This is a genomic window from Vibrio sp. 2304 (genome assembly GCF_033339475.1).
Lineage (GTDB): Bacteria > Pseudomonadota > Gammaproteobacteria > Enterobacterales > Vibrionaceae > Vibrio > Vibrio alginolyticus.
Genome location: NZ_JAWOUQ010000001.1, coordinates 403,053 through 423,987 on the forward strand (window position 1 = coordinate 403,053; position 20,935 = coordinate 423,987).

Here is a 20,935-nt window from a genome sequence, read left to right on the forward strand (position 1 = left end):
TAAATGAAATTGATTATCAATTGCAAGTGCGTGTTAATATCACTTATGTGTTCATAAAATGTCCAATCAATCTAGGGTGGAAGGTAAATCACTTAAAATTAAGCAAATAATCTCTACACTCAAATAACGAAAATAAGAAAAAAGGAAGTGGATATGGCAATACTAAGATTGGAAGCTAAGCAGCTATATTCTGTAGCAGATCTAGAGAATATGCCATGTAAGTCGACCAAGGAGTTACCTCCAATTGATGAAATCGTGGGCCAAGAGCGCGCGCAAAAAGCGGTCGAGTTTGCGATGTCCATCAAAGAGAAAGGGTATAACATCTACGCCATTGGTCAGAATGGGCTAGGTAAACGCACCATGATCTTGCGCTATCTGAATCGTCACCAGCACGATGCAGCAGCCCTGTTTGATTGGTGTTACGTTGCGAACTTTGAGGATACCCGTACACCAAAGGTATTAAAGCTGCCTTGTGGTATCGGAAATAAGCTACGTGTTGATATTGAAGCTTTAATGGGCAAATTATTGAATGCTTTACCCCTAGCATTCGACAATGAAATGTACTTTAGCCGCGCTGAGCGATTAAAAAATCAATTGGCAGCTAAGCAACAAAACGAGCTGGATCGTATTAGTCGAGAGGCAAAAGAAAAAGGCATCAGCCTAACACTGACTGCGCAGGGGGATTATCAGTTTGTCGCCATGAACGGTGATGAGCTTCATACGGAAGAGTCTTTTGATGTACTAAGCAAAAAAGAACAAGAGCAATTCAGCGATGCTATTGATGAACTCGAAGTGCGATTGCGCTCGATGGTTCGTGAGCTTACGGAGTGGGAAGAGACATACAGCGATAAAATCAAAAAGCTCAATGATGAAGTGACGCTTGATGTGATTACTCACTTCATCAAAAAACTCAAAGTGGATTACGCGCAATATTCCGAAATCAAAACCTACTTAACTGAGCTGCAAAAAGATATTGTTGAAAACGCAGATATCTTCCTTGACCAAAGTGGCGAGCAAGGCGAAATTGCGACGGCATCCTTGGATAAAAAATTGCCACGTCGTTATAAAGTGAACGTCTTGGTAAGCCGTAAAAGCAGCGAATTTCCTATCGTTGTTGAAGAAAATCCCAACTATCATTCACTCTTCGGGTCGATTGAGACTGCCACTTTCAAGGGAACGGTGTTTACCGACTTCTCGCTGATTCGCGCAGGGAGCTTGCATAAGGCGAATGGCGGCGTTCTATTAATGGATGCTCAGAAAGTACTTGAACAGCCTTACGTTTGGGATGGTTTGAAGCGCGCATTGCGTGCTCGTCAATTGAGTTTTACGTCTCTAGAAAAAGAAGTCACATTGACGGGGGCGGTATCACTCGATCCTGAACCGATTCCGCTTGATATCAAAATTATCTTATTTGGTGATTACCGAACTTACCAATTACTCCAACATTACGATCCAGAGTTCAGCGAGTTGTTCCGTGTGACGGCAGATTTCGAAGACGAAATGAAACGTACGCCGGAGTCTGAGCTGCATTACGCGCGCTTTATCTCTAGCGTGGTGCATGACAACAATATGCTGCATTGCGATCGCAAAGCCATTGCTCGGATCATCGAATACAGCTCACGTTTGTCTGGCGACCAATCCAAGCTATCTCTACATTCGGCTAATATCGCCAACTTGCTTCGAGAGTCGAACTACGTGGCTCGTCAAGCTAACTCTAACATGATCCGTATTGGGCATGTTGAAGAGGCGCTCAATAACCAAGAAATGCGAGTAAGCCGATTACGCGATAACGTAATGGAAACCTTTATTAACGGCACAACGCTGATTCGCACCGAAGGAGAAGCCGTAGGCCAAGTGAACGCACTTTCGGTATTGAGCACTAGTGACTACATGTTTGGTGCACCGAATCGCATCACAGCGACGACGTGTTACGGTGATGGGGATGTTATCGATATCGAGCGAAGCGTGGATTTGGGAGGCAGTATTCACTCTAAGGGCGTGATGATTTTGTCTGCCTACTTATCTTCCGTATTTGGTAAAACGGCACGAGTGCCATTAACGACAACCATTACCTTTGAGCAATCTTATGGTGGTGTTGATGGTGATAGTGCCAGCATGGCTGAGTTATGTGCGGTTGTGTCTGCTTTTTCAAAGCAACCAAACCGACAAGACATTGCGATAACAGGATCGATGAATCAATTTGGCCAAGCTCAGCCTATTGGTGGCGTAAACGAAAAGATCGAAGGCTTTTATGATGTGTGTGTAATTAAAGGTCGTCATGACGGGCAGGGGGTCATTATTCCGCGCTCTAATGTTCACAATCTAATGCTTCGTTCCGACATCGTGAAAGCAGTCGAAAAAGGCGAGTTTAATATTTGGGCGATTGACCATGTTACTGAAGCTATCGAATTGTTTACGGGGAAAGTTGCTGGTGAGCCAACTGATGAAGGTTCTTATCCAATCGATACCATTTTTGGCCTTGCTCAAGCTAAGCTCAATTCGTTGAGAAAATAGGCTGAAACCGTCCTAAATGTGAATGTATCTCATCATAAGTGATCATAATTTATCATAACGACAATATCCCGACGCTACTGTCGGGATATTGTCAATAACAGATTGAAAATGGAGAGTTTTTGTACTAGACAAAAGTGTGATCGACCTCTAATATTCGCCACTTGTTTATTCGTCTGGGATTTATCCCGTCGCAAGGAAGCATAGATATTCAAACTGCCGAAAAGTAACGTTGTTATAAGCACTGCTCGAGTTTGTTTGGATATAGACATCACGCATACAACTGAGGCCCTGTCATGCAGTTATCACTGAAAAATTTGTCAGTACGAACGCAAATTTTGGTTCCGGTATTATTTACCGCGATTGTTTTGTTTATTGCTCTTTGGATTACTAAAAACAACCTTCAAGCAGAGCAAGATGTTATTGCTTCCAACCAAGAATCTTTGGTTTTTCACAAAGACACATTGGCGAGTATTGACGACCAAATTTACCCTCTGCGCATAAGCGCGGTTTACGCTATTTACGATGCTTCTCGTCGTGAGAACTTTCTAACCGAATTGAAAGAAGGCTTAAAGCAAGTTGATGCCGATTTAAGCGCAATTGAAGCCCGAAACCTATTCCGTGACGATGCCGTTAAAGTTCGCCAAGCAATTGAATCCTATGTGCGATATTCAGAGCGCTCAGTTGCTTTCTTCAACCAATACGATCAAGGTTTGAAATCGGATAGCGAGTACCGTGCATTTGTCAAAGAGTATCGCAATGTTGGCCGAGAAATGGTCCAACAAATTAACACGCTATCAAAGCATGTAAACGAGCAAGCTGAACAATCTACTATCAGAAGTCATCAGCAAAATGAACGTGTGCAAAATAACGCTATGTTGACGGTTTTAGCGGTATTTGCTTTCTCATTGATAGGCGCTTGGTTCCTATCTGGCATGATTGTTACACCAATCCAAAAGCTGCAAGAAGTGATGCGTCAGTTAGCAATGGGTAATCTATCAGTACGTGCAGATGTCGATGGGGACAATGAGATCTCTAAGCTGAGCAAAGATGTAAACCAAACCGCAGAGCAGTTATACAACACTGTGGACCAGTTAACCCGTATTAGTGAGGAAGTTGCATCTGCATCGACCGAATTAGCTGCAGTAATGACGCAAGCGGAAGCGAACGCTCAACAAGAGTTGGCGGAGATCGAGCAAGTTGCATCTGCGGTTAATGAGCTTGCAAGCACTGCGAATAATGTGAGTGATAACGCGACCTCTGCTGACGCAACTGCGCGTGAAGCTGATGGACTTGCTCAATCAGGTTTGGCCATCTTCCAAGAAAGTGCGGAAGCAAGTGCGCAAATGTCTCAAGCATTGAACGATGCAGCGCAAGTTGTTTTGCGTCTAAAAGAGCAATCTGTACAGATCAACGATGTTATTGAAGTGATTCGCGGCGTATCTGAGCAGACCAACTTGCTAGCATTGAATGCTGCGATTGAAGCGGCGCGAGCTGGTGAATCTGGTCGTGGTTTTGCGGTAGTAGCTGATGAAGTACGCATGCTAGCAGCGCGTACTCAAGACTCGACACAAGAGATCCAAACGATCATTGAAGAGCTTCAAGCGCAGTCTGGGCTGGCGAATGACAGTATGCAAGTCAGCCTTGATATGCTTAGCCGCAACAACGAGCTGACGCAACAAGCGAATGAAGCGTTGGTTGGAATTACCGAGTCGGTCGCCAACATCAACGATTCAAACACGCAAGTAGCAACCGCAGCCGAAGAGCAGTCTCAAGTTACTCAAGATATCAATCGCAACGTGGTTAACATGTCGGAGCTTGTAAACCAAAACGTAGCGGGCATCAGCCAAAGTGCAAGTGCGAGTACTGAGCTTTCATTACTTGCAGAGAAGCAGAAAGAGCAATTAAGTTTCTTTAAGCTTTAATTCATCATCTACTTATCAAATCTCTAAATCCCTGAGTGAATGCTCAGGGATTTTTTTGTTTGTAATAATCGGATTTATTATCAATAAGTCTATCTAAAACAGTCAGTTAACAAGATTTTTTTGCGGGCAATATCACGTTTTGTGATATTGTTTTTACATTTTTTTCGTCAATTTTTTTTTGACGCGAACATTTTTTTTAACTCAACCGATAACTTGATGGTTGAGAGGTATTCATATCGTCATTTTAAGTGGTGTTTTCTTCTATAAGTGCTGTTTATTCAACACGTTGCGTGAAAAATAACAGCTGCTACTATGCCGCCAGTTTTCTCGTTGGTACAGAAAAGTCCTGTTTTTCTGGTGAGAAAACACATATAAAACAATGATATGGAAAATAACAATGAAATTAAAAACTTTAGCTGTAGCAGTGGCGCTAATGGCATCAGGATCTCAAGTTGTCGCTTCAGAACTATACAACCAAGATGGCACTTCTCTTGAGATGGGCGGCCGCGCTGAAGCGCGTCTTTCTATGATGGATGGTAAGGCAGAAGACCGTACTCGCATCCGTCTTAACTTCCTAGGCAAACAGGAAATCAATGAAAACCTATACGGCGTTGGTTTTTGGGAAGGTGAGTTCAAAACAAAAGAAGAAGGTGCCGTAGATAACAATAGTGATCTTGAAACTCGTTACGCTTATGCGGGTCTGGGTGGCAAATACGGTGAAGTAACTTACGGTAAAAACGACGGCGCACTAGTGGTTCTTACTGACTTTACTGACATTATGGCTTACCACGGTAACACAGCAGCACTTAAACTGCCTGTTTCTGACCGTACAGATAACATGCTGTCTTACAAAGGCCAATTCGAGCAACTAGCTGTACGTGCTAGCTACCGTTTTGCTGATCGCACAACAGATGCACAAGGCTTTACAGACAACGAGGAAGATGGCTTCTCTCTATCTGGTGTTTACGCGTTTGCTAACACTGGTTTTGAACTAGGTGCTGGTTACGCAGATCAAAACGACAGCGATGAGTTCATGCTGGTAGCTGCATACTCTGTAGGTGACTTCTACTTCGCTGGTAACTACACTGGCGCGGATATGGATGTTGCAGGTAAGACTCTTGATTACAAAGGCTACGAACTAGCCGCTGCTTACACTATGGGTCAAACTGTATTCACTTCTACGTTCAACAAAGGTGAACTAGAAGACGCAGATACTGTAGAAAACCTAGCTGTTGATGTAACTTACTACTTCAAGCCTAACTTCCGTGGCTACGCATCATACAACTTCGATCTAATGGATAACGAAGGCGCTGATGAAAAAGATGAGCTAGCGCTAGGTCTACGTTACGACTTCTAAGTCATGACTCTTATCTAAGATACTGCCTTATTCTTAGTAAATAAAAACCCCTTACTGAAAAGTAAGGGGTTTCTTGTTTTCTAGCACTTCAAAGCTTCTTGATAAGCGATAGGGGTTATCAAATCTATCTTTTTAGTGTGAGCTTAGTCCCATCAAATTTGAGGTGACTGAGGAGGTTTTTAGCGTTGTTTTTACCAACCTCATCAAACTCCATTCCGTAGCGAGCATAATGCGTTGATTTTTGTAAATTACAAATACGACCTCGCAACGGCGCTAGCATACGACTTTCTCCGGGCATCGTTAGATCCAATGAAACGTGGTCACCAACCTGAAGTGGTCGGCTCATTGGTGATGTTACAAAACGACAGCCACTACGAGATAAATCTCTTATTTCGCATTCAGTTCGATAGGCTTCTAAACAAACACGCGCTCTCAAATTTACTTCGTAACGCACTTCTTTGCGAAGCTGAAAGACCTGCATAGTGTTGGGTAGGTCTAGCACCAAAATTGGGTACGGATCGCCTAGTCGATGCTGTAATTGGGCCCGAAATGGGATAACGGCCCCTTCACCTCGATGAGAATAGGCTTTTACATTGATCCAAAAGCCTTCTTGAAAATAGAACTTCAAGTCTTCATCGGAGATGTTCGGAACCTCTATCAATGCAGTATTATTTGAGTGACAGCCAACAAATGTGCTGGTTGTAATAAACTTTGTACCAACGGGGGTGGTGACGTTTAAGCTCACTTCACTGCCATGTTCGACCATTGCCATTGCATCGGTGCTATTTAATGTACTTGCCTGACGTTCTGGTGCCTTCTTGCTTTGCAGAGGTAGCTTGCCGTCTCTGGCAATTGGGCTCATATTTCTCATTATAATTGTCGTACCTGATGTAAGAAGGTAATCGCGTGAGGCGAAGCAGCACTCTCGCATGGTATCGATTTTATTCAGTGATATAGTTTGATTCAATCAATCTGTAACAAAAATTAGAGAGCAAGATATGCATAAAGTAACTCATGAGACCACGAATAGTACATTCTGGGTTGATTTAGAGCAGGGTTATAAAGCCAAGGTGATTTATCAGCTTAAGGGTAATGTCATGCACATTACATCAACGGTTGTTCCTGAAGCACTGCGAGGTAAGGGGTACGGAAAAGTGATGATGGAAGCGGTGTTGCCAGAAATTGAATCACTCGGTTATCAAATCAAACCAGTTTGCCCATATGTTATTCACTACATGGAGAAGAACCAAACGTGGTCACATCTGCTCACATGATGAGTAACAACCACCAACGCTACCAAAATATTGGCCAGGAACTCAATCTCGGTAATTACCGCTCTGTAGAAGTCATACAATCGCTATGGGGAGGCTATGGGGAGTTAGTCCGAGTTACTTATTCTACTGGTTCAGTGATCATTAAGCATGTAAAACTCCCTAAGCCTTCAGAGCATCCTAGAGGCTGGAATACGGACCGTTCTCATCAAAGAAAGTTGCACTCTTATCAGGTGGAAGTGAATTGGTATGAGTATTTTTCCGGAGGGGTGGATACTCGCTGCCGAGTACCACAAGGTCTAAAAACGTTCCAATCGGAGAATGAATGGCTCATTGTGGTGGAAGATCTCGCCGAGGTGGGCTTTCCAAAAGTCATCACAGATGCACAGCTAGAGCATCTACAAGCCTGCCTCACTTGGTTGGCGAACTTTCATGCGCGATACATCGATGTTCGTTCGGATAAGTTGTGGCATACCGGAACATACTGGCACTTAGCAACCAGACCCGACGAGCTTGAAGCATTGCAAGACACTGAGCTACAAAATGCGGCTCAATTGATTGATCAAACGCTTTCGCAAGCTAAGTTTAAAACACTAGTACACGGTGATGCCAAATTGGCGAACTTCTGTTTTGATGAAGAAGAATCAAGCGTTGCTGCGGTTGACTTTCAATACGTTGGATGTGGGTGTGCAATGAAAGATGTGGCACTGTTTATGAGTAGCGCCGTTAAGCCAGAACGTTGTGCAGAGATGGAAGTTTGGGTTTTGGATACGTATTTTGCTCAGTTGCAACACGCGCTAATGGTCTATCAACCGAATCTTGACCCTAATGACGTCGAGCGTGAATGGCGTCCTTTGTTTGCTGTGGCTTGGGCAGACTTTCAGCGCTTTGTGAAAGGTTGGAGTTCCGACCACTGGAAGATCAATCCCTACACAGAAGCATTGACTCGCAGAGCGTTGGCTTACTTACGAAAGTGAGTCGAAGTTTAAAAAGAAAAGCCTCCAATTAGTAGGAGGCTTTGTTTTATCTTTGGCCTGGTCTGATGCGCGCCATGTAATAGGTATTGATGAATCCACCATCACGGAAGGAACCGTCAATCGCTTCACCTTCAATTTGAAATCCATGCTTTTTATAAAGCCCAATGGCGGCGTCGTTATCGGCATTGACCTCTATCTGAATTCTTCTCACATTTAACCAGTTATCTGCTAGTTCAGTGACTGTTTCTATCAATTTGCTACCAATACCGAGTCCATGGAAACTATCATGTACTCCGATGCCAAACGATGCCGTGTGCATCGTTCTTGGACGTAGAGAGTGGTGAAAGCCAATATTTCCGACGACTTTACCATCAATTTCAGCGACATAGCTATAAACACCATCAGGTATGTTTGACAATCTTTCCACCCACATCGCGAGCGAAGGCTTTGGGAGTTGCAGGGTTTCACGTTGTGCTTTTGGTTGTGAATAGATTTCTACGAGTGCCGCTGCGTCTTCGACGGTCGTTGGACGTACGATAATTTCCATGCCTCTCTCCTTCGCTTTTTAGTTTTAATTTTTAATCTAACCACAGTTTTCTTATTTGGATAGTGTTTTTTTATGTTTAATGGATAAATGCCTTTTAAATTAGCTTGTTATGATGTCTTTTTTTTAATTTTCAGTAGTGATTTATCATCGAATTGAGCGAATAGATTGCAAAGGTGTTGAATTATTGTACTGAGAATGGCGCGTACTGCAGAGTATCGTGGTGAATTTCATGTCGCAGTAAATAAACGCATTTAGTCAAACTGTGACGACGGCACTGTGCGTCAGTTGACTTGAATCAATAGAGGATGGGGTTACCTCCTATGAGGTATAGGGAAACGACACGTTTAGGGCTATTTATGCTTAACTTGATAAGGGAGTTTTGTTGAGGAAATAGCATGAAATCCTCTCAGTCTAAAATATCGCAAAGTCGGCGCCGATTTTTGCGTGATACAGCTCGGATTGCGGCTGGTGTTGGCGCAGCTGCGTGTGTATTGGGCTTACAATCGCTACAAAGCCAAGCTCGAGAAACCAAAGGTGTGCCTATTCGTCCGCCTGGTGCATTGCCGGAAGGCGATTTCGAATCAACTTGTATTCGATGTGGCTTGTGTGTTCAGGCATGTCCTTACGATACCCTGAAACTTGCGACATTACTTTCACCCGTCGCGACTGGCTCACCTTACTTTACTGCACGCGATATTCCCTGCGAAATGTGCGAAGACATTCCTTGTGTTGTCGCTTGTCCGAGTGGGGCGCTGGATCCGAAACTAACCGATATTGATGATGCTCGAATGGGTACAGCGGTTCTTATTGACCATGAAACTTGCCTTAACTGGCAAGGGTTACGATGCGACGTTTGTTATCGCGTTTGTCCGCTGATTGATGAAGCCATCACGTTAGAGATGGTTCACAACGACCGAACCGGCTATCACGCCAAACTTATCCCTACAGTGAATTCCGAAGTGTGTACCGGATGTGGTAAGTGTGAACAAGCGTGCGTGTTGGATGTCGCTGCTATTAAAGTTGTCCCGACGGATTTGGCGAAAGGCAAAGTGGGCAGCCACTACAATTTTGGTTGGAAAGAGATCGACAAACCACTCGAAAATATCCTCCCTAGTGAGACGCCTGTACCGGAAGGTGCGCTTGAATCGCTAAAAGGAGGTAAGTAATGGCAAAGAATTTAGCTCAAAATGCTGGCAAAGAAGCGCTTGAAAAGCTTGGTTGGTGGCGCGCGCATCGGTTTTTGATTTTACGTCGGCTATGTCAGTTCACCATCATTGCGCTGTTTATGGCTGGGCCGACGCTGGGAATTCTAACTGGTAATCTGTCATCAAGTATGTTGCTCGATACCGTGCCGTTAAGTGACCCGTTAATTGTGCTTCAAGCTTTGGCGACAGGGCATGTTCCGGAGTTTAATGCGTTGTTAGGCGTAGTGATCGTCGTTGCGTTTTACGCGATTTTGGCGCCGCGTGCATTTTGTGCTTGGGTGTGCCCGTTGAACATCGTTACAGACTTGGCGGCGTGGTTGCGTCGAAAGTTCAACATTAAAGCGAGCTATCGTTGGTCTCCCGTGATTCGTTATTGGCTGATCCCTGTTTTGATGTTGGGCAGTGCGCTGTCTGGCGCAATTCTTTGGACATGGTTAGATCCAGTGGCGGCACTGCATCGCGGGTTGGTGTTTGGTATGGGCGCAGGTTGGGTGTTGATCGCCCTGGTGTTCGTGTTGGATTTACTCTTGGTTGAGCATGGGTGGTGTGGGCACTTATGTCCACTGGGGGCTACCTATGGCGTGATAGGCCGAAAAAGCCTGTTGCGCGTTACTGCGGTTCGCCGCGAAGATTGCACCAAATGCATGGATTGCTTTTACGTTTGCCCAGAACCAGAAGTGCTTCGGCAGCCTTTGAAAGAGGGAGATCGTCGAGTTATGGATCAAAACTGCATTAGCTGTGGTCGTTGTTTGGATGTATGTCCAGAACATGTGTTTGAATTTAAAAATCGCCTATCAGTAAAAGTCATTGATTAAGCCACTGAGCACATTTACTCATGCTTTATTTCTCTTGATACTTGAACATCGCGCTTAGCCAAGGAGTTAAGTGCGATGTTTATCTTCATAACAATATCCCTCAGCCATATCTGCTTGCTCTGGGCTGAAAATAATAATGATATTGCGAATTTGTTACATTTAAAGCTATGATGATGCCTTCATATTTAAAGGAAACATCATGACTACCTCATCGCACGGCTGGAGAACGCCGCAAAATTTCCTCCTGTTAATTTCCATTATCGTGCCCATTGCTTTTTCTACCTGGATGGCGTTGTTGAACAACTTTGTTATCGAGAAAGCAAACTTTGATGGTGCAGACATAGGCCTATTGCAAAGTGTGCGCGAAATTCCGGGTTTTTTGGCCTTTACCGCCGTGTTTGTATTGCTGTTTATCCGAGAGCAACGCTTTATGCTCGTCTCTTTGGCGATGCTTACGCTTGGTACGGCATTAACAGGTTATTTTCCCACTTTGTACGGTCTACTTTTTACAACCTTGTTAATGTCCACCGGCTTCCATTACTTTGAAACACTCAAGCAGTCTTTGTCTTTACAATGGCTATCTAAAGAAGAAGCGCCAGAAATGCTGGGTAAGTTTATTTCTGTTGGAGCTTTGGCTTCTCTGTTTACCTACGGCGCAATTTGGGTTTCGCTCGAACAGCTCAAACTTGATTTTAAAACGGTCTATTTAATGGCTGGTGGTTTAGGTTTTGTGCTCATTTTGGTGATGGCATTTGCCTTCCCACAATTTAAGACAAAAGTGCCTCAGAACAAGAAGCTCATCCTGCGTAAACGTTACTGGTTATACTATGCGCTTACGTTTATGAGTGGAGCACGCCGTCAAATTTTTACGGTCTTCGCTGGTTTCTTGATGGTAGAAAAGTTTGGTTACTCCGCCGCAGATATTACGTTGCTGTTCCTGATTAACTATGTCTTTAACTTCTTGTTTGCGAAGCGAATAGGCCGTTTTATCGGCGTTGTAGGTGAGCGCAAAGCGTTGATGTTTGAATACGTCGGTTTGATCTTCGTGTTCGTCGGGTACGGTTTGGTGCAAACGGCTGAGTGGGCGGCAGCATTGTATGTTGTCGATCATTTATTTTTCGCGTTAGCGCTTGCGATTAAAACCTACTTCCAGAAAATTGCCGACCCAGCAGATATGGCGTCGACCGCGGGCGTTGCGTTTACGATTAACCATATTGCGGCGGTTGTAATACCTGTTACGTTTGGTGTGATTTGGCTGGTTTCACCTGCTAGCGTATTTTACATCGGCGCTGGTATGGCAGCAGTGAGCTTGCTGTTGTCACTCAATATTCCAGCGAAGCCGGAAGAAGGCAACGAAACTCGCTTGTTGAAGTGGAGTTAAGTTGGCACTCACTATCTAATCATTAAAGCGAATACCTGTAATTAGACTCGCTGAAAAGGGTGCTTATGCGCCCTTTTCTTTTGATTGCAAATAGATAATCCCCCCAATGGTTGTCAATGCATGCTACGTCCGTTAGGGTTTAGAACTAAGTATTTCGAAATAACTTGGGCATAACTGACGCGAAACAATAAGAGGGGAGCTATACAGTGCAGATACATGGCAGAGAGTTGGATTTAGATCTAGGAAGCCGTCACATCGTTATTCAGCGCCGCTATGAGGCGTTAGGTGCTGCAAACGACCTACTCATTGCTATTTGGTTTTTAATTGGTAGCTTTTTCTTTTTGAATGATTCGTTGATTGAAAGTGGTACTTGGCTTTTCATCGTGGGCAGTGCGCAGTTGATCATTAAGCCCCTGATAAAACTGATGAGTTTAGTTCATGTTGGTCGTTTGAATAAGCAACTTTCTGGCACATCAGCGAGCCGCTGAAATTACCGCTTCTTTTGAATACTTGCAAGCAAGAAGCCAGCAGGCGAGTTATCGAGGGGAAAGACGGAAGATAACGTGGTCACAACACTAACCACGTTATGTTCAGTTTGAAGCTTCAGAATTTAAAACGGATACCAGAACAGTTGTGTGTCCATCACACGCTTGCTGATCGCAGCAATCACTATCACCGCAATCCCAGCCATGCAGATCATATCGGCTTTGGTCAGTGGTTTTAAGCTGTACCAAGTGCGAGAGGAGTGGCGGCCAAAACCACGTAGCGTCATCGCGTTTGAGATTTGATCGGCTCTGTCTAAACTAGAGAAAATCAGAGGTCCAAGAATCTTCGCGACGTTCTTCATACGAGTGAACAACGGAGCCTTCTTGCTCAGTTCTACTCCGCGTGCTTGTTGCGCGTGCATGATGTTAACAAAGTCCTTTTTCACTTCCGGCAAGTAGCGCAGCGTTAAGCTTACGGCATAGGCGATTTTGTAAGGTACACCCAAGCGGTTCAAACTGGCTGAAAACTCCGTCGGGTGAGTGGTAAATACAAACACCAACGCGATTGGAAACATGCTGAAGTATTTCAACGTCACTGTTACTAGGTAAAACAACGTCTCTTGAGTGAGCGAGTAATTACCGGGTAACGAGAGTAAAACCGTTGATGAGCCCATGAACTCAGTACCTTGTTGCGGTGCTAACGCGAACATAAACAGGGCATTGATCAGCAATACCGTGCCTGTACCGAATAACAGCGGTTTGTAGACATGAAAGGGCACTTTGGTCATTTTCAATAAGCCTACACCAAGCACGATCAACAGCGCGATGATTCGCAAGTCAAATGTGGTCAACACCACCGTTACCCAAGCAATGAAAAGCAAGAACTTAGTAATGCCATTCAACTTATGAAGTGGTGATTGGGTATCGATGTAGTTGATACCAAACTTCATCTTATTGTCTTTCATGCCACAGCTTTCTCTGGTTGGTTTACTTCGCCGCTTTTTCGTTGGCGGTGCGCTTTTTCTACATTGATAAAATGCTGCATAAAGCCATTGGTGTCTTCGATGCCAACTTTCGTAGCCAACTCAAACAGACTTGTTGTGGTGAGGTTTGCTTGGTCTAGTAGCTCTGGACTGCTGAATACCTGCGTCATTGGTGCATCCGCGACTAATTTACTGTCTGCAATCACGATAGAGCGCGTGGTGTATTCGAGCACTAAATGCATGTCATGAGAGATGATCATCACGGTTACGCCCAACTCGCGATTGAGCTTTTCGATGAAACTCAGCATAGACGTGTAGTTTCGATAGTCCTGACCTGCCGTCGGTTCATCAAGGATCAGAAGCTCTGGTTCCAATACCAAAATTGACGCAATGGTTACGCGCTTTTTCTGGCCGTAGCTCAATGCTTCGATTGGCCAGTGACGGTATTTGCTCAAACCGCACAGCTCAAGGACTTCAAGTACTTTAGCTTCGATTTGTTTCTCTTCAACGCCACGATTACGGAGGCCGAAGGCCACTTCGTCGAAAATCATGTGATGGGAAATCATGTAATTCGGGTTTTGCATCACCACACCCACTTTCTGGCTGCGCTCGAAGATGGTCAGTTCGTTAAGATCTTGACCATTCATGCTCATTGAGCCGCTATCCGCTTCAATAACGCCCATAATCAGTTTGGTGATGGTCGATTTACCCGAGCCATTTTTGCCAAGTACAGAGACAAACTCGCCACGCTTGATGTCAAAACTCACGTCTTCTAACGCGTTTTTCTCACCGTCGTAAGAATAGGTGAGGCCACGGACTTCAAGCAAAGTCTCGGCTGGCGTTTTGGGCGGTTGTGCTTTTGAACCATCAAACCATGCTTGTACTGCCGGTTTATATTGCTCCAACGGTAAGGTAGTTAAGCTAGAAGGTTTTGCATCGCCCTCAATCGCGCAGCCTGCTTCTTTCAGTGCTGAAATATAAAGCGGTTCGCGGATGCCGTAATCTTCTAGCAGAGGCGACGCTAAAATTTCATCTGGCGTTGTATCGGCAATGATTTTGCCGCTTTCCATCAAGATAATACGGTCAACTGAGCAATGCAGAACGTCTTCAAGACGATGCTCAATGATTACGATGGTTTTGCCCGTTTCGCGGTGTAGATCATCGATGATCTCGATGGTTTTTTTTCCCGTTTTAGGGTCAAGCGCAGCTAGTGGTTCATCAAACAAAAGGATATCGACATCATCGACGAGAATGCCCGCCAAAGAAACACGCTGTTTCTGCCCGCCAGATAAATCGTGGGGTGAGCGTTCTAGCATCTGTTCCAAGTCGACCATTTTGGCCGTGGCTTTGACCAATGGGTACATGTCGATATTTGAAGTTAGCTGGTTCTCCAGCGCAAATGCAATGTCTTCGCCAATGCTCAAACCGACAAATTGGCTGTCCGTATCTTGCAGTACGGTGCCAACTTGCTCAGTGTATTGGTGCATGTCGAAAGGGGCGGTGTCTTGGCCATTGATGGTCAATGTTCCACTGGTTTCCCCTTTGATTGCGTGTGGGATCAGTCCGTTAAGACATTGCCCAAGGGTAGATTTACCACTACCACTTGGACCGATAATGACGATTTTCTCTCCTTTCTCTATCCTTAGATTGATATTTTTTAGCGTCGGTTTGTCCAGCGACTCATATCTAAAAGAGAAGTTAGAAAATTCGATTGTCATTCGACATTAAGCCTCTGTTAAGTTACGGCTTTGCTTGTTACGTTTAGCGACAGATTTAAGAATGAAGAAGCCAACAATAGCAATAAGAATGGTGTTACCGATCGCGATAATAGAAAGCTGGGTAAACACTTTAGTGAACGGTTCTGCGTATAAAATCGTGTCGAGGAATGCAGAGCAACCGTAACCAAATACGTTGCCTAATAGCGCAAGTACTACGAATAACGCGAAGTCTTTCATATTGAAATCACCTTTCTCCAAACGGTAGCGCGTTAGAGAAGGGAATAGACCGATAATCAAACCAACAATACCTGAACCAAGTACCCAAGTGAGCCATACGCCCCAACCTGCAAATAGGTCAGTAACCCAGTGACCAATAAAACCAACCAAGAAGCCAACAAGTGGTCCAAATAGTACTGAGAACAATGCTAATACTGCCATTGCTGGTTTTAGCGTTGTGTTTGCAAACACAGGGATGCCAAACATAGGTAAGCCGCCGATACCGTAAAGAGCAGCACCGATTGCAATAACCACAACAGTTTTAGCGGAAAGATTCATAGATAACCTCAGTTCAATAGTCGATTTTAAAGAACGTTTAATTGTTTTGTCGGAAAGCGTTAGTTATTTGATTGTGTAACATATATTCAAAACAACCAAGCTGCTTATTGTTTGCTCTATTTTTCTTCAGGAAATGTGTGATTTGATTCACGTATCCCTTTGACTGGCTTTGGTTTTAGCAAGCATTAAAAATAAGGCGCGCATTATACAGAATATTAATAAAAGTGGGAATGCTATCTATCTGGATGGCTAGAATGAATCAGGGGCTGATCGTCAGCCCCTGATTACACTGTTTGATGTTATTTTTACCGATAAATGAATGCGCTATATGTTCATTAATGGTCGAGGTATAAATAGTTCTGCCAGCTCTTCATACGAATAAGAACTTTGCGCATCACTGATACGTGAGTAAAGCTGTCTGAATAAACTGCAACTTCAACCGCAGTACCCATTGGTAGGTGGTATCCACTCAAGTCGTCGGTAATTTTCAGCTTCGCAAAAACACGTCCGCTCGTGCGCAAGGCATCAGTCCCAAGCAGAGCGCCTCGCGCTTGAATTTGGCTTTCACCAATGGCTGGAATCACGTCAATGACTTCGCCACGGAACACTTTGCCCGGAATTGCGCGGAACATAAATTCTGCTTCAAAGCCTGGCTTCAAGCGTTGTAATGAGTTCTGTCTGAATGCCGCGGTGTACGTAATGTCTTCGGTATGTACGAAGGTCATTGCCGGGGCAAGTGGCAACGGCACAGCCATAACACCAGGACGCAAAGCCAATTGCGTAACGTAACCATCGGTTGGCGCACGAACGACGGTTTGCTCTAGGTTAAACTCTGCTTTACGCAGCTCGGCAAGAAGTTGCGCGACTTGGGTATTTTCGCCTCCGATTTCAGAGTCCAGAGCGATTTGCGCTTGTTCTTGTTGCAAAATCGCAACGTCTAACATGGCTTCTGCCGCTTTATACGCTTGGCGTCGAGTATCCAAATCTTGTTCAGTAAACGCGCCACGATCAAAGCCCCTTTGATATCGGCTGAATTCCCTTTGTGCTTTATCTCTGTCCGCTTGCGCTTTCAATACAGCAGCTTCTGCCTCTCTTAGATCCGACTCTAAGCCCAACGCACCTTGGCTTGCTTCTTTGACTTTCGCTTCCAGGCGAGCAACTTCTGCTTCAAAAGGCACAGGATCGATTTTGAAAAGAATATCGCCCGTTTTGAGCGGTTGGTTGGCCTGGACTGGCACTTCCACCACGCGGCCACGCACGCCAGAGACGATAGGCGTAGTCGGGAACACTTGGTTACCCAATTGAGTAAATGGGTGGTTGTAGTTCATAAGCAGCACGAGTGTGCCCACTAACACTACGCCGCCAAGTACGGCGGTTGGAACGGTCCATTTGTTTAGAGGAATATTGAAAATTTTAAAAATGGCAATACAAAGAGCTGCGTAAGTCAGAATCAGCAATAAGTCCATTATTCGTCCTCTTTACTTTGTTCAGGCAAAGGCTTTTGCTGAATCTTTTGTTGTTTCAACATCGATACTTCGTTTTTGAGTTCGTTGACTTCATCGATGAGTTCTTCAAGGCGGTGATGAATGTCGTGTGTTTCTTGTTCTAGTTGTTTAAAACCCCAGCCGCGTTCCTTGCGCCATAATGTTGCCCAGATCCATAAAAATGGCCACAGCGCATGCAAAGTGAAAAGGCTGACCCAGCCAGCGTAGTGAATTGCGTCTTGGTGCGGGTGCTCTCTCTCTTTGGCGATTTCATATGGAATATCATGAATGACAATGATTCCGTAAAAGATCACTAAAGCAACGAAGATGAGTAACCCAAGTGCAAAATAGTCTAGAAACATCTTACCTACCTGTGCTTATTGCGAAATGGAAAATCTACGTAAATTAACAATTTAAGTATTTGTCTTAACTACAGATGAATCAAGCGGTTTTTATGTAGGAATTATGTTTATGCGATGTAAGTATCCACTGATGTTTATTGGCAGTTAAGGTGTTGCTGAGTACTTATTTAAACAAACAGTGAAGTGATAGAGGAAGGATAAGTAAAAAGTATAACAAAGCCCCAGATGTCAACCGGGGCATGGTTTAAAGTTCGGTACAGACTTGGTTTCTGCCGTTGGCTTTGGCGCGATAAAGAGCTTTGTCTGCACGATAAAAAGTTCGCTGAGTATTCTCGCCTTCTCGATGCAAGGTAATCCCTATGGATACGGTCAGCCCCCGTTCACCAAGAATATCGTCCCAACCATATTGATAAATCCGTTCACGATAATTCTCGGCATGCATTTCTGCGCGTTCCAGTTGGGTATTCTCAAGGATCACGAGGAACTCTTCACCACCAAATCGTACGCACGATGCGCCTTTAAATCTGAAGTAGGACGCCAGTTCCTGTGACACACTTTTGATCGCTTTGTCGCCCACCAAGTGGCTTAGTTCGTCATTGATGGATTTGAAGTGATCGATATCGATGACCATCAATGCAAATGCAGTATCGTGCAGAAGTAGATCTTTTAGTTTAACTTCTAACCAGCGTCGGTTGTGTAAAGACGTAAGTGGATCGGTAAAGACGTCCTGCTGTAGCTGAGCAACAGTATTTTTATGCTGCTTGGTGGTTTCTTTTAGTTCTTTGTTTTCTAGCTCTGACAAAATGAGTTTGAGTTGTAACTCAAAGCGTGAAAGTCGGCGTAGTTGAGCAGACCCTAACTCACCGATCGGAATATGTTTTACAAGATCAGATTCGATTCTATGCGCTTTTTTTTCACAATTTAATGCTTCTTGATACACCCCTTGAGAGGCGTAAACTTGACTCATCGCGTTATAAAAATGCTGAGTAACGATAGGAGATAGCTGCTTTTGAATCCTTTTACTGATGGAGTCCAGCGTTAAGTTAGCTAAAGAAGTGTGCCCTACACCGTTTAGACAATACGCAGTCTCAATTTTGACCATCGTGGATAACCAGTATGTCGTGGCACTACCCGTTGTATACTGAACATTCGAAATAGCCAGCAACGCATTGGGGTAGTCTTCTTGCAGACGATGTAATTTGGCTCGGTAGAGGTGAATTTGCGCGGCGAGGTTTTTATCACTGACGAGAATGCTCAGTTCTTCACATTCACTCAGCAACTCTTTGGCGTCTGCGGTACGGTTTAAGCTGATATAACATGCAAGCATGTACAGCTTGTAACGAAGGCGTAGGGATCGACTGCCAATAGCGTGATCGATAGCATCTATTTTTTGATAATAACGTAATGCACGTTGGTGATCCCCATAGGCATCGCACAAATTACCCATTCCAATAATGGCCAATACGTACTCATCAATATAGCCGTACTCGACGGCGATATTGGTTGAAGCAACATACTCGGTTAATGCCGCATTGTAGTCACCTAATTCAACTAAACGCTCACTCAAGCTTGCTTTCACAGAAAGAATATCTTCCGCATCTTCTGGTAAAACAAGCAACTCAAGGGCTTGTTTCAATTCACTAATGCTGTCGTTGAGCTGTTTGATCTCTCTTCGATACTCGGCGCTAATGATATAGCAATGCGCTTTCTCACGGTTTGTTGACGCAATATGTAACCCTATGTGTTCCCATAGCGTAATCGCTTCTTCACCTGAAACGGAAGAAGGATCGATACCTGCGTCAGTCACCTTGCTAAGCAGTTGTTCCATTCTTCATTACCTCAATATAACTTTCTTCGAGCTGTTCTAACGTGAATGGGAAGGTCAGGATATCTTGCAAATACAGTATCGGTTTCGGGCCTTTGATTCCGCGTCGCTTCCATGGATAGATGTCTAACATCGCTTGGACAGTGCGGTAGACCTCTTCTGCTGCTTGACCTTTTTCTGCAATTAACATTGCTAGCCTGTTACTGGAAATTCTCGAGATGAGGTCGCTGGAGGTTGTCAATGCATGAACGAGCTCGGTACAAACATCGAGAACTTCGGGGTTTGAATGCTGAATCATAATGATGGCGTGGTTAGAGCGTTTGAGCTCCGTTTTAAACAAAACTAACTGTTCCCACCAGTAGGTCTCAGAAACGACATTAGAGAACTGTTTTTCAGGGTCGTATTCGTGTTGAGAGCGAATATGATTGATCAGCTTACGTGCTCGCTGCTCTAGTTGGCGTTTAGAGCCTCTTGCTTTATCCATGCTGATTCGATGAGTTTGTTCTTTGAGCATTTTGAGTGCGTGCTTACGGTATTTCTTGAACGCGTTAAACGCAGACTCAAAGTCACCTTGTTCTTCAGCGACTCGTGATTGTTGGAAGCAAATTTGGCTGAGTAGCTCACCGTGGTCGAAACTGAGTGCAGACTCTTCTGCTGCAAGTAGCAACTTGGCAGCGCTGTCTGTATTTTGGCGCAAAAGCTCAAGTCTTGCTCGGCTAATAAAAGAGTGTGCTTTCATCCAAACGAGGTCATGCTCAATGGCAAGCTGGTGGGCTTTTTGGGTGGCTTCTTCGGCCGCATCAAGGCGTTCTAGTCCAAGCAGTGCTAACCCTTTAAAGTCCCAGATCTCGGCTTGCCACGTACTGTCATCATGATCTTTTAATACTTCGGTTGCTCCATCCAGTACCGTAAGCATCTCGACAAACTTATTTAGTAAGTAATAGTCCCAAGCTAATAGGATGCGCGCTTTGCCTTCTAACCAAGCAATACGAACATTGTTTGCCACTTTAACGGCTAACTCATGAGTTGAAGCGGCAAGTTGGTGTTCATTAGTGATGCGCCATACATTACCAAGCCCAATTAGAGATTCGATTTGAATTTCAACATCATCAACAAGAGCAGATTGTTCGAGCGCATTAATCCAATATTGTTGCGCGGAATAATACTTTGCTTGGCCCCAATATTGGAGTGCAAAAAGATGGAGAATTTCCGGGAGATTATCGTCGGTTTCAAGCTGTGTTTGTTTGCTGTAAGCGTCTTTGACGAGTTTTAAGCCTTGTCGGTAATCCATTAGGCACCAACAGCATTGCGCCATGATGAGTAAGGCTTTGATCTCTCCGTCCACAAATAAAATTTGTTCCGCGCGGATACGATATTGCTGCGCAATATTAAAGGTATGTTTAGGGGCCGATTTTATTTGGCCTTTAAGCTTAGTGAGATCATCTTCTAGCTGAATTTGGTTTTTATCCAACGTTCACATCCATGACTATCGAACTGGAAATCACACCTAATATTAAGTGGTTAGATGCATGTT

The 20,935-nt window shown here is 44.4% G+C and carries 18 protein-coding genes; 9 read left to right on the forward strand and 9 right to left on the reverse strand.

Going from position 1 to position 20,935, the window contains the following annotated elements:
* Window positions 1-153 precede the first annotated feature (153 nt).
* From R7P64_RS01830 to R7P64_RS01840, 3 genes are all read left to right on the forward strand, one after another.
* Window positions 154-2,514 carry an ATP-binding protein gene (locus R7P64_RS01830; RefSeq protein WP_318118703.1) on the forward strand — a complete coding sequence of 787 codons (2,361 nt, stop codon included), beginning with the start codon at window positions 154-156 and terminating at the stop codon, window positions 2,512-2,514.
* A 293-nt stretch (window positions 2,515-2,807) separates the two neighbouring features.
* Window positions 2,808-4,436 (forward strand): methyl-accepting chemotaxis protein, encoded by a 1,629-nt coding sequence (locus R7P64_RS01835; protein ID WP_005375120.1) that lies wholly within the window; start codon window positions 2,808-2,810, stop codon window positions 4,434-4,436.
* Window positions 4,437-4,833: 397 nt separating this feature from the next.
* Complete coding sequence (locus tag R7P64_RS01840) at window positions 4,834-5,793, forward strand: porin (RefSeq protein WP_151515316.1); 960 nt, start codon at window positions 4,834-4,836, stop codon at window positions 5,791-5,793.
* A 124-nt stretch (window positions 5,794-5,917) separates the two neighbouring features.
* On the opposite strand, the gene R7P64_RS01845 is transcribed toward R7P64_RS01840, so the two are convergent.
* On the reverse strand, window positions 5,918-6,664 hold the full coding sequence (locus R7P64_RS01845; protein ID WP_042521645.1) for a flagellar brake protein: 747 nt from the start codon (window positions 6,662-6,664) through the stop codon (window positions 5,918-5,920).
* A gap of 127 nt (window positions 6,665-6,791) precedes the next feature.
* Between R7P64_RS01845 and R7P64_RS01850 the strand changes: the two genes are divergently transcribed.
* Both R7P64_RS01850 and R7P64_RS01855 read left to right on the forward strand, forming a co-directional pair.
* Window positions 6,792-7,067, forward strand: a complete 276-nt coding sequence (locus R7P64_RS01850; RefSeq protein ID WP_005375124.1) for a GNAT family N-acetyltransferase — start codon at window positions 6,792-6,794, stop codon at window positions 7,065-7,067.
* Entirely contained in the window at window positions 7,064-8,041 is a 978-nt protein-coding gene (locus R7P64_RS01855; protein WP_318123213.1) for a phosphotransferase, read from the forward strand. Before R7P64_RS01850 ends, R7P64_RS01855 begins: the two co-directional genes overlap by 4 nt.
* A 46-nt stretch (window positions 8,042-8,087) precedes the next feature.
* Here the strand turns inward: R7P64_RS01855 and R7P64_RS01860 are convergent, their stop codons facing one another.
* Window positions 8,088-8,588 (reverse strand): GNAT family N-acetyltransferase, encoded by a 501-nt coding sequence (locus tag R7P64_RS01860; protein ID WP_151515317.1) that lies wholly within the window; start codon window positions 8,586-8,588, stop codon window positions 8,088-8,090.
* Between the two features lie 395 nt (window positions 8,589-8,983).
* Between R7P64_RS01860 and napG the strand changes: the two genes are divergently transcribed.
* From napG to R7P64_RS01880, 4 genes are all read left to right on the forward strand, one after another.
* Complete coding sequence (gene napG, locus R7P64_RS01865; protein ID WP_151515318.1) at window positions 8,984-9,754, forward strand: ferredoxin-type protein NapG; 771 nt, start codon at window positions 8,984-8,986, stop codon at window positions 9,752-9,754.
* Window positions 9,754-10,608 (forward strand): quinol dehydrogenase ferredoxin subunit NapH, encoded by an 855-nt coding sequence (gene napH / locus R7P64_RS01870; protein ID WP_151515319.1) that lies wholly within the window; start codon window positions 9,754-9,756, stop codon window positions 10,606-10,608. The genes napG and napH overlap by 1 nt, the downstream gene beginning before the upstream one ends.
* A gap of 199 nt (window positions 10,609-10,807) precedes the next feature.
* Window positions 10,808-11,989 carry an MFS transporter gene (locus R7P64_RS01875; RefSeq protein ID WP_005375129.1) on the forward strand — a complete coding sequence of 394 codons (1,182 nt, stop codon included), beginning with the start codon at window positions 10,808-10,810 and terminating at the stop codon, window positions 11,987-11,989.
* Between the two features lie 206 nt (window positions 11,990-12,195).
* Complete coding sequence (locus tag R7P64_RS01880; RefSeq protein WP_025768568.1) at window positions 12,196-12,477, forward strand: YrhK family protein; 282 nt, start codon at window positions 12,196-12,198, stop codon at window positions 12,475-12,477.
* Between the two features lie 122 nt (window positions 12,478-12,599).
* Here R7P64_RS01880 and R7P64_RS01885 read toward each other — a convergent pair whose 3' ends face one another.
* The 7 genes from R7P64_RS01885 to R7P64_RS01915 form a co-directional block, all read right to left on the reverse strand.
* A complete protein-coding gene (locus tag R7P64_RS01885) occupies window positions 12,600-13,439 on the reverse strand; it encodes an energy-coupling factor transporter transmembrane component T family protein (RefSeq protein ID WP_033906719.1) in 840 nt (279 codons plus the stop codon).
* Window positions 13,436-15,175, reverse strand: a complete 1,740-nt coding sequence (locus tag R7P64_RS01890) for an ABC transporter ATP-binding protein (protein ID WP_213986949.1) — start codon at window positions 15,173-15,175, stop codon at window positions 13,436-13,438. Before R7P64_RS01890 ends, R7P64_RS01885 begins: the two co-directional genes overlap by 4 nt.
* 6 nt (window positions 15,176-15,181) lie before the next feature.
* Window positions 15,182-15,730, reverse strand: coding sequence for an ECF-type riboflavin transporter substrate-binding protein (locus R7P64_RS01895; RefSeq protein WP_005375133.1), 549 nt, complete (start codon window positions 15,728-15,730; stop codon window positions 15,182-15,184).
* Between the two features lie 335 nt (window positions 15,731-16,065).
* Window positions 16,066-17,196, reverse strand: coding sequence for an HlyD family secretion protein (locus R7P64_RS01900; protein WP_005375134.1), 1,131 nt, complete (start codon window positions 17,194-17,196; stop codon window positions 16,066-16,068).
* Window positions 17,196-17,576, reverse strand: a complete 381-nt coding sequence (locus R7P64_RS01905; RefSeq protein WP_005375135.1) for a DUF3302 domain-containing protein — start codon at window positions 17,574-17,576, stop codon at window positions 17,196-17,198. Before R7P64_RS01905 ends, R7P64_RS01900 begins: the two co-directional genes overlap by 1 nt.
* A 244-nt stretch (window positions 17,577-17,820) precedes the next feature.
* On the reverse strand, window positions 17,821-19,404 hold the full coding sequence (locus tag R7P64_RS01910; protein ID WP_149191631.1) for a GGDEF domain-containing protein: 1,584 nt from the start codon (window positions 19,402-19,404) through the stop codon (window positions 17,821-17,823).
* Window positions 19,388-20,872: a hypothetical protein gene (locus tag R7P64_RS01915; protein WP_149191630.1), complete on the reverse strand. Its 1,485-nt coding sequence runs from the start codon at window positions 20,870-20,872 to the stop codon at window positions 19,388-19,390. The genes R7P64_RS01910 and R7P64_RS01915 overlap by 17 nt, the downstream gene beginning before the upstream one ends.
* Between the last annotated feature and the right edge of the window lie 63 nt (window positions 20,873-20,935).